Source organism: Simiduia aestuariiviva, assembly GCF_014192475.1.
In the GTDB taxonomy this organism is placed as follows: Bacteria; Pseudomonadota; Gammaproteobacteria; order Pseudomonadales; family Cellvibrionaceae; genus Simiduia; species Simiduia aestuariiviva.
The window spans coordinates 638,581-652,229 of sequence record NZ_JACHXZ010000002.1; the positions used below are offsets into that span (position 1 = coordinate 638,581).

At 51.4% G+C, this 13,649-nt stretch carries 13 protein-coding genes; 3 read left to right on the forward strand and 10 right to left on the reverse strand.

Annotated elements, in window-relative coordinates:
* Positions 1–47: 47 nt before the first annotated feature.
* On the reverse strand, positions 48–1,880 hold the full coding sequence (locus tag FHS30_RS08525) for an HDOD domain-containing protein (protein ID WP_183910025.1): 1,833 nt from the start codon (positions 1,878–1,880) through the stop codon (positions 48–50).
* 139 nt (positions 1,881–2,019) lie between these two features.
* Here FHS30_RS08525 and FHS30_RS08530 point away from each other — a divergent pair, with 139 nt between their 5' ends.
* Together FHS30_RS08530 and FHS30_RS08535 are read left to right on the forward strand one after the other, a co-directional pair.
* Positions 2,020–2,571, forward strand: a complete 552-nt coding sequence (locus FHS30_RS08530) for a hypothetical protein (protein ID WP_183910026.1) — start codon at positions 2,020–2,022, stop codon at positions 2,569–2,571.
* Positions 2,572–2,642: 71 nt separating this feature from the next.
* The gene (locus FHS30_RS08535) at positions 2,643–3,152 is read left to right on the forward strand and encodes a type IV pilin protein (protein ID WP_183910027.1); all 510 of its coding nucleotides are present in this window, start codon (positions 2,643–2,645) and stop codon (positions 3,150–3,152) included.
* A 9-nt stretch (positions 3,153–3,161) separates the two neighbouring features.
* Here the strand turns inward: FHS30_RS08535 and FHS30_RS08540 are convergent, their stop codons facing one another.
* The 7 genes from FHS30_RS08540 to FHS30_RS08570 form a co-directional block, all read right to left on the reverse strand.
* The gene (locus FHS30_RS08540; RefSeq protein ID WP_183910028.1) at positions 3,162–3,878 is read right to left on the reverse strand and encodes a DUF4124 domain-containing protein; all 717 of its coding nucleotides are present in this window, start codon (positions 3,876–3,878) and stop codon (positions 3,162–3,164) included.
* A gap of 113 nt (positions 3,879–3,991) precedes the next feature.
* Positions 3,992–6,628: an aminopeptidase N gene (gene pepN, locus FHS30_RS08545; protein WP_183910029.1), complete on the reverse strand. Its 2,637-nt coding sequence runs from the start codon at positions 6,626–6,628 to the stop codon at positions 3,992–3,994.
* 12 nt (positions 6,629–6,640) lie between these two features.
* The gene (locus FHS30_RS08550) at positions 6,641–7,489 is read right to left on the reverse strand and encodes a DUF2797 domain-containing protein (protein ID WP_343048974.1); all 849 of its coding nucleotides are present in this window, start codon (positions 7,487–7,489) and stop codon (positions 6,641–6,643) included.
* Positions 7,477–7,728 (reverse strand): YeaC family protein, encoded by a 252-nt coding sequence (locus FHS30_RS08555; protein ID WP_183910030.1) that lies wholly within the window; start codon positions 7,726–7,728, stop codon positions 7,477–7,479. Before FHS30_RS08555 ends, FHS30_RS08550 begins: the two co-directional genes overlap by 13 nt.
* Before the next feature lie 23 nt (positions 7,729–7,751).
* Positions 7,752–8,615 (reverse strand): rhomboid family intramembrane serine protease, encoded by an 864-nt coding sequence (locus tag FHS30_RS08560; RefSeq protein ID WP_183910031.1) that lies wholly within the window; start codon positions 8,613–8,615, stop codon positions 7,752–7,754.
* Between the two features lie 2 nt (positions 8,616–8,617).
* A complete protein-coding gene (locus FHS30_RS08565; RefSeq protein WP_183910032.1) occupies positions 8,618–9,574 on the reverse strand; it encodes a metallophosphoesterase in 957 nt (318 codons plus the stop codon).
* 21 nt (positions 9,575–9,595) lie between these two features.
* Positions 9,596–10,477, reverse strand: a complete 882-nt coding sequence (locus tag FHS30_RS08570) for an NAD(+) kinase (protein ID WP_183910033.1) — start codon at positions 10,475–10,477, stop codon at positions 9,596–9,598.
* A 92-nt stretch (positions 10,478–10,569) separates the two neighbouring features.
* On the opposite strand from FHS30_RS08570, the gene FHS30_RS08575 reads away from it, so the two are divergent.
* Positions 10,570–11,538 carry a DUF1853 family protein gene (locus FHS30_RS08575; protein WP_183910034.1) on the forward strand — a complete coding sequence of 323 codons (969 nt, stop codon included), beginning with the start codon at positions 10,570–10,572 and terminating at the stop codon, positions 11,536–11,538.
* Here FHS30_RS08575 and FHS30_RS08580 read toward each other — a convergent pair.
* Positions 11,496–12,626 (reverse strand): cyclic nucleotide-binding domain-containing protein, encoded by a 1,131-nt coding sequence (locus tag FHS30_RS08580; protein WP_183910035.1) that lies wholly within the window; start codon positions 12,624–12,626, stop codon positions 11,496–11,498. The two genes, FHS30_RS08575 and FHS30_RS08580, sit on opposite strands and share 43 nt — an antisense overlap.
* On the reverse strand, positions 12,627–13,643 hold the full coding sequence (locus tag FHS30_RS08585; protein ID WP_183910036.1) for a 1-aminocyclopropane-1-carboxylate deaminase/D-cysteine desulfhydrase: 1,017 nt from the start codon (positions 13,641–13,643) through the stop codon (positions 12,627–12,629).
* Positions 13,644–13,649: the final 6 nt, after the last annotated feature.

Consider the following 13,649-nt stretch of genomic DNA (forward strand, 5'->3'; position numbering starts at 1 on the left):
GCTAATGGCGAGTCACATACACCGAAGATAGCACTAAGCACGACAGATTAACTTGCGGATTGGATTACCCGTGCGGTGAGTTTTAACTCTGGCAATCGGTGCGCAAAATCAACCAACAACGGCTCAATTACGCTGGCAGGCGTATCTAACGCCGCGGCCAGCACGCCACTGAACTCCGCAACCAATTCCGGTGTGGACGCTTGATGATCACTTGCCTGAGCAGTCGCTAAATCTTCTTGTGACGATGAAGCTTCGTCGCCACCAGATGCTAGCAGTGCGAGTATAAATTCCTCAGATAATAATAACAGCTGTGCTTCAGGCATCATGGCCACTTTATCAACCGCCAACTGTCGCATGACGACACTCACTGAACGGGGCAACTGCCATTTAGCCAGCAACACCGCGCCCGCCTCACATGCATCCACACCCAACTTTAATTTTTCCATAGCCAACAATTCTTGCGGTGGCACAGAAATGGCGAGCGGAGCCAATAGATTTTGCATTTTATCGGGAAAACATTGGACCAACACCAGCCTTCCGATGTTATGCAGCAATCCCGCTAAATAGATGTCCGCCTGATCTTCCGCAGACTTGCCCAGCTTACGATAGATGCCCGTGGCGAGCTGCGCTACACCCAAGGACAACAACCAAAATCGCTCAAACGAAAAGGCCGGACAGGGCTGAAGTTTAAAACTACCCGCAGCGAGTATTGCCAATGCCAAATAGCGAAGCTTATCGACGCCAAACACTCGCACAACTACCGCTTTAATACTGGCATTCTTCTTCATACCGTAATAAGCGCTACTGGCAATGCTTATTAATTTCGCGGTTAACACTGGGTCCTGCTCCACCAGTTCGGCCATTTTTTCTAAACTGGCCTCATCGCTTTGCACCATCGCCAATAACTGGGTAGCAATGGCCGGCAAAATTGGCAATCGCTCCGGCGCGATTAGCATTTCTACGTCAATATCTTTCGATAGCCGCCGATATTGGGCCTGAAATTTGGCCGGTGTGACGCCCTGCCAACTTTTAAACGCGCGCTCAAAAGCGGCACGCTCTGAAAACCCTAAATAGGCGGCTAGCCGGTCGATGGATTCTCCTTCACACAAGCGCGTCACGGCCTGGCTGTTGCGAAAGGCTGTGAGCAATTCGCGAAAGCTTAACCCCTGATCTGACAACTGCCGAGTCAAGGTGCGCTCGCTCATCGCCAGTTCCGCGGCTACCCAGCTTTGGTTTGCATGTTCAAGATTCTCGATAGCCTCTAGCAAGGCATAAATTTGGCTGGCTAAGCCAGACTCCCCACCTGGACGCAAAAAACTCAATGTATTTGCGAACAAGGGTAACAACTTGGCGTTTTGAGTCACAAATGGTCGCTGTAGCAGTTCAGGATCAAAGCGCAGTTTCGCGGGAGCCCCAGACTCAACGAGCGCCACTTCCTCACTATAAGTGCCGAGCAGTCCCTCCGCCGCCTGGCCAATATTCGGTACGGCGAATCCGGCCAATTTCGCCCCCTCCCCCAGCGCCTGACGAACAAGGTGCCACACCAACGCCCCCGAAAACACCGTCAGCCAGGGCAAGCGGTGTTGAAGCACCAATCGGCCGCGGCCAATTTCCGCTAAATCGATCGACAGACCTGGTAACCAGCTGGTGAGTACGCCACCTTGTGCCGATAGCGCCTGCTGTAAATTGGGGTTGGCGAGCCACCAGTAGCCTGCGACGCCCAACTGTGCAGCTTGCAATTGCTGAAAGTAGCTAAACCAGCCGGATTTCTTCAATTGCGCGGCCAGAACCTCTGCGTCTACCCAGGGTGAGACCGACGCTGGCTGGTCCAAACCCGGCACCAACTCCCGCGCCACAAGGGCTTGCTCGGCAAATTGCATCAGCTATTCCCCCAACATCGCCTACCGAATTGGGGGCAATAGCTAGGGCTGGCGACTTTGATCATTTTTTCGGCGTTTTCCATCATGTGACTCTACAGGGGCCTGCCATACACTTTAGTTCATAGAGAGGGAGTTTAAGATGTCACAGCAACTCATTTGGAATCTTGCAGGTATTGTCTACAAAGAACAGGCCGTTAATTTCCTGAAGCGGTTTGAAGCGTCTTTGTGCGTATTCTCGGGCTCTGTGGAGCAGGTTTATGCGAATTACAATATCTGGCCCGTAACGGCCGACAACAGCAAGTTGCTGGTACTACCCAACCCTGATGCGCACCACGACACCTATCAGGCTATTTGCACTGAGGCTGTTGTACGCACGGGGCTGTTCATAGTGCCAGGAGAAGCCCTGGGGAAAACGGGACTCATGCTCGCTAAGTCGAACAAAGCCACCGGAAAATTTCAATTCACCCCCTTGGCCATTGGTCTGAAAGCTGTTGCAGAACGCATGCCCAAAGGTGAGCCCTTCCTGCCCGTTATCACGAACAAGGACCTCCGCGAGCTCAATAAAGCGGCACCCATATTGCACCTGCACCGAGTGAAGCCATCGCTGCTGAAAGATCTCTCGCGATTTGACGCCAACTCGTTACAGGAAACCATTCAGGCAAAAATGAACCGCTTTTTGATGTGTGCCTGAACCGCAACCCTATTGCGCATCTCGGCGCCAGCATAGCTGTAAAACTGCGTTAAACCGGCTATGCTAGCGCCATGCGCAAACCAAACAATACCCAATCGTCCCCAAAAGCATCGGCGGGATTTAGCCTTATAGAATTGATGGTGGTGCTCGCCATTATCGCCATACTCGTTACCCTCGCCATCCCGAATACCAAGGGTCGCATGACGCGGGGGCAGATTGAGGAATCCCTGTCACTGCTCATTGACTACCAAAGTCAAATCCAAGCCCACTACAAGTTCACGGGAGAGTTTCCAGCAAACAACGGAACCATAGGGCTTCCTGACCCTGAAAAAATTGTAGGTAACTACATGGTGGCAGTAACACTGGCCGATGGCGCGTTACACATAGAACTCGGCAATAAAATTGCCGAGGGCCAAAGTGGCCGAGTGGTGACAATCTACCCTGTATATGTGCCAGGCTCCCCCATGAGCCCCATATCCTGGGTTTGCGGTTTGAGCGCGGTTCCAGAGGGCATGACCGCTGCAGGTGAAAATCTCACCGACATCGAATTGGCCTATCTACCCATGCGATGCCGGTATTAAATTTATAAGTTAGAGCGCACGCTCTACTTTCCTCAGATCATTGCGGTATTTCTTTGAACACGCCCGCCACTGGCGACGATCTTTCGCATTGCGCGCATCGGTAGGATCTAACAGCGGCTCGCGACCGCACTGCGCTATCATGCGAGCCTCCAGCTCTTCATGGACCTGCTCTAGCCGCTTACTTTCCTGCTGAGCGGTACGAACCTGCTCTGATGAAGAAGCATTACGGTTTTCTGCCCAATCAATCGCGCAACGCAGCTCCCTCATGCGCTTGGTGTCTCGATCAAGTTCCTTTTGATAACGGCTATTTTGCTCCGCGCTAGACGAAATACTGCTGCTGGTACCTCGATTTAACTTGCGGCGCGCACGCTCTTGGCTAGATTGCTCAATACTGCGCAATCGATCTCTCCAATTACTTAATGACGACTGAACGCGTTCCGCATAGTAGGTATTCGACCGGCTTGAGCTAGATTTGCTGGGTGTTGGCAGACGAATATCGCCACAGTAGGCGCTCGAACCAACATAGCGAACGGAATCTTTACCGCCCGCACTATTTACTTGGACACCCTCTACAATCGTGTTCTCAGACTTTTCTTTCGGGGGGAATTGCGAAAACGTTACATTGCCCTGTTCATCAACTATTTTGTATAGCTTTTGCGCCAACACATGACTGCTGGACAGGGCAAATACTGTCAAAACTGCCGCTATTAAAATTTTGTGAGTCATACCAAATCCTTATATTTCCGCCTGTCCTATAGACACCTAAAGCCCCGAAGCGCTGCTTTGTCTTTTGCACACAATTTAACACACCGCCAAATGGTTGGCACCCAGTGAACGACCTAGGTCAATGCTTTATTGACCACTTCAAACACATCCTTACTCAGCGTGGCCCCCTGAATACGCTGCAGCTGACTGAACATTAATTGCCCACGCTGCCCATGTTTTCGCCACTGCGTAAGTGGTGTCACGAGTCGCGCCGCCAGCTGTGGATTCGCTTGATTCAATTTCAATACCACATTCGCGAGCCATTCGTACCCAGCACCGTCATCGCGATGAAATTGCCCTGGATTTTGATTGGCGAAGGCGCCGGCCAAGGCCCGCACCTTGTTGGGATTGTTCCAACTAAAGCATGGATGACTAGTCAACGACTGAACGGCAACCAAGGTGTCAGCCTCATCCCGAGTCGCCTGCAAACTCAACCACTGATTGACCACCAGCGCCTCGTCTTTCCATTGCGAATAAAAAGCTGCCAGATGCTCTTTTACAACATTATCTGATTGACACCTGGCGATTGCGCGCAAACCAGCGAGCTGATCAGTCATGTTATTAGCGTGTTTAAATCGGGTGATTGATTCACGCAGCGCAAGCGGGTCCTTGGCCTCAGCCAGTAGCAGGAGCGCGGTATTACTTAAACTGCGCACGGCAACCGCTGCTGCACTGACCTCGTAGGGCTGGCGCATATCATAGGCGAGAACTTTTTCACGCAATGCATCCGCTAGCGATAACGCTAGCCTGCGGACCAAATCTTGACGCGTTTGATGCAGCGTCAAGATATCGGTTTCAGGAAATCGATCATGCAGATAGTTAACACTGGGAATTTGCAGCATATAGGCCATTACCGCAGGATCAAGATCATCCCTTTGCAAGTTGGCCTGTAGCGCGTTAACCCAGTCTCCGCTCAACTCGCATGTGCCGGCCTTTATAGCGTTGCTAACCGCCAACACACCCAACTCCTGAGACGCGCTCCAACGATTAAACAGGTCAGTGTCTTGCATTAACAAGGTGATGAGCTCGGTTTCCGAGTAGGCATAGCGCAAATTCACAGGGGCAGAGAAGCCGCGAAGCAACGATGGCACTGGCCGCTCATGCACCCCAGCAAACTCAAAAGTTTGCTCAGACTTCGTTAACTCCAATATCATCTCGGTATTGTCTTCAGGTAAATCGCCTACCGCTTGGTTAGCAAGCTTAAGTGGCAATGCACCCGCAGCGCCCAAAAGTGACACACGAATTGGGATGTGGAACGGCGCTTTTTCCGCAGCTTCCGGCGTCGGGGGACAGCGCTGCTCAATCGTTAATCTAAAGGTTTTATAGGCTTCACTGTATTGGGACGATACGATTAATTCGGGTGTTCCCGCCTGAGAATACCAGCGCTTAAATTGTGACAGGTCTCGACTACTCACCGCCTCCATTGAGGCGACAAAATCATCGCACGTAACCGCTTCGCCATCATGGCGCTCAAAATACAAATCAGTACCTTTACGAAAGTACTCAGGGCCAAGTAAGGTGGCTAACATGCGCACCAACTCAGCGCCTTTCTCATAGACCGTTAGCGTATAGAAATTCGAAATTTCAATAAACGAAGCGGGCCGAACGGGATGCGCAAGCGGGCCCGCATCCTCGGCAAATTGGGCCGTTCTCAACAGGTTCACATCTTCGATTCGCTTTACGGTTGAAGAATTCATGTCGGCAGAAAATTCTGCGTCCCGATAGACCGTAAACCCTTCTTTTAAGCTTAACTGAAACCAGTCGCGGCAGGTCACACGATTGCCAGACCAGTTATGAAAATATTCATGTGCCACAACGGCTTCTACGCGCTGAAAACCGATATCGGTGGTCGTAGCAGCACTGGCAAGGACGCAGGAGGTATTAAAGATATTGAGCCCTTTGTTCTCCATCGCGCCCATATTGAAATCGTCTACAGCCACGATCATGTAGATATCCAAATCGTATTCTCTGCCGTAGTTTTGCTCATCCCAGCGCATAGCACGCTTTAGAGAGTCGATTGCGTGACTACATTTATCCAAATCTTTTGGTTCCACATACACTTCTATGGCAACCGAGCGGTTTGACGCCGTAACAAACTGGTCTTTAACACAGGATAATTGCCCTGCGACCAGCGCAAAAAGATAGCTCGGTTTTTTATGTGGATCATGCCACGTGGCAAAGTGGCGCCCATTAGGCAAGCTACCGGACGCCACCAAATTGCCATTGGAAAGTAGCACCGGACACAATGACTGATCGGCCTCAAGGCGGGTAGTAAACACGCTCATCACATCTGGCCGATCTAAATACCATGTGATCTTTCGAAAGCCCTCCGCTTCGCACTGCGTGCAGTACATAGTCCGCGATCGATATAAACCTTCTAGCGCCGTATTACTTTCCGGGCAGATAATGACCTCGGTAGTCAACCAACCCGACTCGTTGATCTGTTTTAGCCGTAACTTGCCATCGCACTCGTCAAAGTCATCTTGCGTCAGGCGAGCATCATTCCAATATATGGCCTGAGTCTGTAAACCTTCGCCATCCAACACTAGTTCACTCACCGCCCGAGCAGCGTTGGGAGTAATTTTCAATCGAGCTGTCACGCGAGTTTGATCTGGAAAGATCACAACATCCAAATGTGTCTCATCGATCCAGTGGGTAGGCTCCCGGTAATCCGCTAGATATATTGCTGAGGGCTGCTGAATAGCATTCATTGAAGTAACATCCTAAAAAGTGAAGCTCACTTGATAACCGGTATATTTTCGCAAGTTAATTACGCCGACATCTAATAACCAATACTGGCCTTTGATCCCTTCTAAAACGCCTTCGATACGTGGCGTTTTCTCTGCGTTCAGTGAAATGATCTTTGTTGGGTATTTCTGTACAGGATACTGCAGCGCTGTTGCTTCAGATCGGTCTACCAACTGAATTGCTTGCAAACCATAGTGGTCTTGCAGCTCGCTAACAAATGGCTCAGCCAGCGTACTAATTCGATCAAACTCTTGAGCTAAATCAACATCAGGCTGTTCGTTTTTTAACATCAGCCGCCAATTGGTTTTATCTGCCAGATGCTCTTTCATCGCATCTTCCAATAACCCCGCTTGCTGTCGCGTGGCGACTCGCGCTAGGGGAATTGCACTCACGGCGCCTTGATCAATCCAACGCGTCGGCACTTGGTTTGCGCGCGTAATTCCGATCTTAAGCCCTGAAGAGTTGGCCAGATAAACAATGTGATCCGTCATGCAATGTGTGTGCGCCCAATCCGGCTCGCGACAGGTGCCCTTATCATAATGACAGAGTTCCGGGCTCATTATGCACCGGTCGCACTGCGCCAGCTTCTGAAAGCAGGGAAAACAAAACCCCTGACTAAAACTCTTTTTAGTTACTCTGTCACAATGAATGCATTTAATTTCGCCAGTAAAGTCCAGTGAAACTTTACTGCCGATCAATGGATTTAGCGCAACATTGTGATCGCCCACCACCATTTCATATTCGACGGATGCTGCCTGAGCATTCGGCAAAACGGCACGCATTTTACGCAAACTGCCAACTACACTCCCCATCAATGCTTCCACGTTACCGGTTGCTCTTCATCGCTTTCACCACAATGCTGATGCGGCTTCGGCGGAATGTATCCCGTGTGTTGCTCGGGTGGCAGGTGCTTATGCTCATAGGCGATAACCGCTTGCATACAGGTCTCTCTCTGCACCGCATTGAGCGCCTTGCCATCGGGCCATTTACCCAATTCAATGGCACGCTTCAAATTCTCATACACCTCAGGTGTCAAACTTTCGAGTAATTGTTGGTAATTCATTGTATCAATCCACTAGCTAACCATTAACGCGCTGCAATTTTTACGCGCAACATATCAATAAATCCAAACAGCAAACCGCCAAGCAGTCCGCCTAGGTGTGCGCCATTGGCCACCTGACCGTCAATAAACGTATCGACCACCCCGGTAAAACAGAGTACCAACCAAATTAACATAAAGCCCAATATGCCAGCGGGCAATCCAAATCCACGACTCGGCCATAATCGCTGCCAGACTAAAATATATCCGACGTAACCGTAGAGTACGCCCGACATACCACCAAACAGTGAGGGGCCGTTCATTACATACTGCAGTATATTTGCCGCAAGCCCGGAGAAAACCGTCAACCCAAACAGCATCAAACCCGATCGGCGCAACTCAATGCGGCGCCCCATTTCCCATACCCACAGACTATTAAACAGGATATGAAACAACCCAAAGTGCAAAAACATCGGGCTCAGTAACCGCCACCATTGGCCTGAGACCAACACACTGCTTAGGTCTGAGAAATACAAAGCATTACCGCGAACGACAACATCAGTAAACGTCAACCAACTCAACCACTGCGCGCGGACATCAAAATAAACCAACAAAGCACCGAGCACACTAAACAACAACAAAGCTACCGTCACGGGCGGCAATCTGCTTATTACGTGTGCGGACTTCAAATTCGTCAACGGGCTGGTTTGCTCTGACTGCAATTCGCCCTTGGCGAGCGCGCTTAACGCTTGTTCAAGCAATTCGGCATCTGACGTTTGCTGCAGCCAAATACATTGTTGGCCGCCTTCCTCACTCACCCAACAAGCTACTGAGCGCGCTTGTAAATACGCCATCACCGGCGCCAAATTAACGTCAAGTGGCAGTCGTTGCGCACAAATCCAATTCGTCATAACTAAGGCGCGTCCACATTAATCCAAGTGAATTTTTCCGGATCTAGCTTCCTTTCCTCATCGATGGAGTACGCCACTAAACGACCGTATTTGACGGCACTGTAATCTAAGCAGGCAAGGTTATCCGCGATGGGTGTAGGTCGACCAGAGAGCCAATAATGACCAATAAACAGCGGCACTTCTTGCTTACCGTAGCGGGTAATCGCCAGGTGCTCGCCAGGCTCAATAGGTTGTCGAGCGATGTCATCGGGCAACGGATCAGGCTGAAATGCCAAATCGCCATAGGTTTTTGGCTTACGCCCCCAAAAACGAGCGCGAAATGATCGCCGCTCAAACCCTTCGGCACTGCGCATTGCTGCCCCCTGAGGTAGCGGCAAGTCGCGCCCCCGCGTTAATCGGTTGATACATTTCCACTCGAAGGAATCGCCATCGGCCACGGCATCCAAGAATGCCTGATCAATTCGATTGGATGGATACCGACACTTAAATTCATCAATAAGCGCCTGATCCCAGCAAGCGTGAACAACACGGAAATTGGGAAATTCAAGAAATAGTGGCAGCTGCTTAAACCACGCGAGATAGTCTTGCCACTCGCCAGGGTAATCGGCGAATTGCTCCAAGGTTTCTGCAATGAGTCGATTGTGCCGCTTAGTGTGTTCGCGCAAAAAAGTGCGTCCAGAGTCTTCCGGTGCGCGAGTATGGTAGGCAATGGCATCGAATTCGTGATTCCCCATTACCATTTGCGCACTGCCGGCATCGCACATTCGCTTGACGATTTGCAGCGCCTCTCGGATGCGCGGCCCACGATCAACCACATCACCGGCAAACACCGCCTGCCGCTGCGGGTGTTGAAATACACCATTGACCGCGCGGTACCCTAACTTTTCCAATAGAAGAGTCAAAGAGTTTGCACAGCCGTGCACATCACCAATTATGTCGAAGCCGCTATGCGACGTCATCGGGACACCTCGATTACTGCCTCAGTCTACCAAGTGACTACCCCACCCCAATTTGGTGCGGCAGGTTTCATAGAAGTTGTGATTGAGCGGATGGATCAATTGCAATCGGTGAGGTTTCTTATGCACGTGAATCTCATCCCCGGGCTCAGCCACGACGTGCGTCTGGCCATCACAAGTTACGTGCGGCGACGTCGTGTTGTGCTCGCCGACTAAAATTTTAATTTCACTATTGCCATCCACCACAATGGGTCGGCTGGACAAGGTGTGCGGGTTCATGGGCACGAGTACGATGGCCTCTAGCCGCGGATGCATTATTGGACCACCACCGCTCAGTGCGTATGCAGTTGAACCAGTGGGTGTCGAAATAATAAGTCCATCAGAGCGCTGGCTATAGACGAATTGGCCATCGATATACAATTCAAACTCGATCATGCGAATAAACTGCCCCGGGTGCAGCACCACATCATTGAGGGCATCGCCCTGCCCTACCGCTTTGCCGTTACGGGTCACCGCCATGTCGAGCAAAAAGCGGGATTCCATCATGAATTTACCCGCCAACACTTCAGCGGTTTTCTCTTCAATTTCATCCGGCGAGATATCGGTAAGAAAGCCCAATCTGCCTCGATTGACTCCAAGCAGAGGCACCTTATGTTTAGCCAGAGAACGCGCTGCTCCGAGCAAACTACCGTCGCCACCAACCACAATCACCAAATCGCAACGTTGGCCAAGCGTCTCCCGGTTAGCCACTTCACAATTGTGGCTTGGAAAGTCTCGCGTCAAGGTATCATCGAGCAGGACGTGTTTATTTTCCCGCTCCAGAAACTTAATCAATCGCTTTAATGTGTAGGTAGCGCGATCGCCGCCCAGCCGGCCAATTAGCCCGACCGTGGAAAACTCTGCCATGTTGTTGACACTCTGCTACAAGGGCCCGACAGTATAACGCCTGAGGATTGAATTGACATGACCCACTCCCAACCCAGTACGCTGAGAATTACATGGACGACAGGCAGCTTCTTCGTGATCTAACTTGGTGTATAGAGGCCCCATCGCTGATCAACTCACCCTCGTGGGACGGCCTACAACCGCTGCAATCCCTGCTCGCAGAGGCAAAACTTGCCGCCCTGCCAATCGTCAAACCGGCGCCTAGGCTTGGCCACTATTACGAACAACTGTGGCAACATTTGCTGACGGACCGACTTTCATGGCCGCTGGTCGCAGCGAATCGGCAGATCAGTGCAGGCGGCAAGACCCTTGGCGCTCTCGATTTACTGCACTATGCACCCTCAATCAACACCTATTGTCATACTGAGCTGGCAGTTAAATTCTACCTCCGCCACGAATCCGGAGACGCTCAGCACCACTGGATTGGCCCCAATGCAATCGACCGACTGGATATTAAGATACAGCGCCTCACCAACCACCAGCTGCCGCTGCCGCAGCATCCGGAGTCAAAGGCTGCAATAGATGCTTGGATAGCGTCAAAATCGCTACCAAACAGGGAGTGTGCGAGCTGGCAAAGCAAGATGGTGGTACAAGGCTGGCTGTTTCATCCACTGCAGGAACAAACAAAACCGGCGCACGCCAGCATTAATCCTCAACATCTGAGGGGCCATTGGCTGCATCATTCGGCGGCAATTCCACAGTCGGCGCAATCTGCACACTGGATATTATTGCCAAGACTTTACTGGCTAGCCCGCGCCTTGATAAAGCGAGAGGCATGTGTGCACAGCGACAGCATTGGATGCTGGCAAAATTTACGCCTCAACCAACCCGTGCACCTAACCGCTAAATCCCTCGCTCACTGCTTACGCCAGCAACAAAATAGCGCGCAACCACAAGCCTTGCTCTTGGCAGCCGTGGTACCGGATGGAAACTACTGGCGGGAAATTGATCGATGGATGTTGGTGCCAGATGGCTGGCCTCAACCCAGAACCCGTTCGGCCTTGCCACCTTTTAGCAAATAATCTGCACCTGCCACCAAGAGTTGCTGGCGCAAACTTGCATCTTGATTAACACCGCGATGCAAATAGCTGACGTTATAGCCTAACTTTTGCAATAGAGAAGTCGCCGCATTAGATCGACGACCAGTGTCACAATAGAGAACATACTCTTGCGAGATATCTAGCATTCTGGTTTTCAACCGCAATAAGCTCACGGGGATATTTACCGCGCGCGGCAAATGCCCTAACGCGTACTCGTCTTCGGTTCGCACATCGATCAACACCGCCTGCTCTTGCACAGTATTCAGCGCAGAAAGGGGCAAGCTATTCACCTGAGGTTCCTTCAGCAGGCGAATAAAATCCTGTTTATCCATGACCATTAACACCCCATCGCTGGTCATACGCACCGTGGCATTGCGCACAGTCTCGTTAACTAACGCATCTTCGCCAAAACAGCGGCCCGGTCCAATATCTGCCAAATGCTGAGGGCGCTGTACCCCATCGGCAGAGCGCAACACTTCAGCATTCCCTTCCTTAATAAAATAACAGCCATCGCCAACCTCGCCTTGCCGCAAGATCACCTCGCCCTGCTCCACCACTCTGGGCTGCAAGCGACTGAATATTTCACCAATGTTTGTGGGCGGCACTTTAAAAAACAGATTGGATTTTAATATGGTTAACATCCAATCGACATCCTCATCCAGCTCCGGCTGGTAAGCGGTATCAATTTTTAAATACTCGGCCACCTGGCTCCACGTTAAAAGTTTGTCGAGCTGATCACTATTGATCCGTAGCACACTACAATCTGTAAGCGCTATTGCGGTGCAAGGTCTGGGTTGTTCAGGCACAAGCGGAAAAAGGCTACTGCGCCCTTTAACTATTTCAGCAACCCCATTGGGGTAGGAAAACTCCACATCACCATGCAACAAATAGATGTGCTGACGATCAAAGCTTCCCGCCTCAAACAGCGATTGCCCTTTGAACACCATCTGCTCAGGGCAATGTTGTAGCAGCTCGCGCAAGTGAGCGTCACCCATGGCCTTCAACGGCACCAAAGTACGCACCCAACCAAAATCCAAACCCTTGTCATCTGTAGACAATGCCACGTCCATCTATTTTCTCGCTGTCTTAAAGTGCAGGCCGCGCAAACCTTGCAAGCCACCGGTATGAATGGCCAACAACTTACTGCCAGCCGGCCACAATCCAGCCTTTGCCTGCTGCTGAATGACCCAAAATAATTTGGCAGTATACACCTGATCTAACTGCACTCCGGTGTCTCGCTTAAATTCGATCATGAAGGCCTCCAGCTCGGGAGTGCTGCGTCCGTACCCCCCTGGGGACACGCCCTCCAACAAACGCCAATTAACCCTGTCCTGCCCATTTAACATCAGGTTAATTTCTTCCTTCAAGGTTGAGCGACCTGATTTAAGTGCACCCAAGACAGAAACGCCGGTCACCTGCGGCACATGACCCGTTGGGTAGCGCTCAGCAGCGCGCGACATACCTGGCCCATCAACGCTCGCCAGCCCCTGCGCTACTCCAGCAAGGGTCGTCCCGGTACCCACAGCTAACAGCACGTCGGTAAAACGTCCTCGCTGACCAATATCGAGCCCTAAGTGCTTACACCCTTCGAGTCCTGCGCGATTCGCCCCACCTTCAGGTACTATCCAGTCATCGTCACGACCCAAATAGTGGGCCACCTCGGATTTAATCCGAGACCAATCAGACGTAAATCCATTGCGGGCGGTTAACGCGCGATACTTTTCGCGCGACATAAAGATCAATTCCATACCGGCCGCTTCGGCATCGCACAATGTTGGGCTCAAGTGTGCGGGCCGCTCACCCCGCACTATACCCACTGTCTTGCGCCCTAACTCCTTTCCCGCCAACGCCAGCGCGTATAAGTGATTGGAGAATGCGCCGCCGAAACTCACCCACCGAGCGGCCTTTGGCGCGCTGCAGATGTTGTAGTACAACTTGTAAAACTTATTGCCCTGACACCAAGCTGGCAGCAGGTCATCGCGACGAATCCAACATTCGATCGACAGCGAATCCAGCACCGGCCACGATAATTTTTCCATCGGCACCTTGGCCGCGATCTCCGCCAATGCTGGTAAACGTGCAACCATCTCAAC

Excerpts from the sequence above, each read along its gene's own strand:
- FHS30_RS08525 (WP_183910025.1), bottom strand. The coding sequence starts at position 1,880 with ATGCAATTTGCCGAGCAAGCCCTTGTGGCGCGGGAGTTGGTGCCGGGT.
- FHS30_RS08530 (WP_183910026.1), top strand. The coding sequence starts at position 2,020 with ATGTCACAGCAACTCATTTGGAATCTTGCAGGTATTGTCTACAAAGAA.
- FHS30_RS08535 (WP_183910027.1), top strand. The coding sequence starts at position 2,643 with ATGCGCAAACCAAACAATACCCAATCGTCCCCAAAAGCATCGGCGGGA.
- FHS30_RS08540 (WP_183910028.1), bottom strand. The coding sequence starts at position 3,878 with ATGACTCACAAAATTTTAATAGCGGCAGTTTTGACAGTATTTGCCCTG.
- pepN (WP_183910029.1), bottom strand. The coding sequence starts at position 6,628 with ATGAATGCTATTCAGCAGCCCTCAGCAATATATCTAGCGGATTACCGG.
- FHS30_RS08555 (WP_183910030.1), bottom strand. The coding sequence starts at position 7,728 with ATGAATTACCAACAATTACTCGAAAGTTTGACACCTGAGGTGTATGAG.
- FHS30_RS08560 (WP_183910031.1), bottom strand. The coding sequence starts at position 8,615 with ATGACGAATTGGATTTGTGCGCAACGACTGCCACTTGACGTTAATTTG.
- FHS30_RS08565 (WP_183910032.1), bottom strand. The coding sequence starts at position 9,574 with ATGACGTCGCATAGCGGCTTCGACATAATTGGTGATGTGCACGGCTGT.
- FHS30_RS08570 (WP_183910033.1), bottom strand. The coding sequence starts at position 10,477 with ATGGCAGAGTTTTCCACGGTCGGGCTAATTGGCCGGCTGGGCGGCGAT.
- FHS30_RS08575 (WP_183910034.1), top strand. The coding sequence starts at position 10,570 with ATGGACGACAGGCAGCTTCTTCGTGATCTAACTTGGTGTATAGAGGCC.
- FHS30_RS08580 (WP_183910035.1), bottom strand. The coding sequence starts at position 12,626 with ATGGACGTGGCATTGTCTACAGATGACAAGGGTTTGGATTTTGGTTGG.
- FHS30_RS08585 (WP_183910036.1), bottom strand. The coding sequence starts at position 13,643 with ATGGTTGCACGTTTACCAGCATTGGCGGAGATCGCGGCCAAGGTGCCG.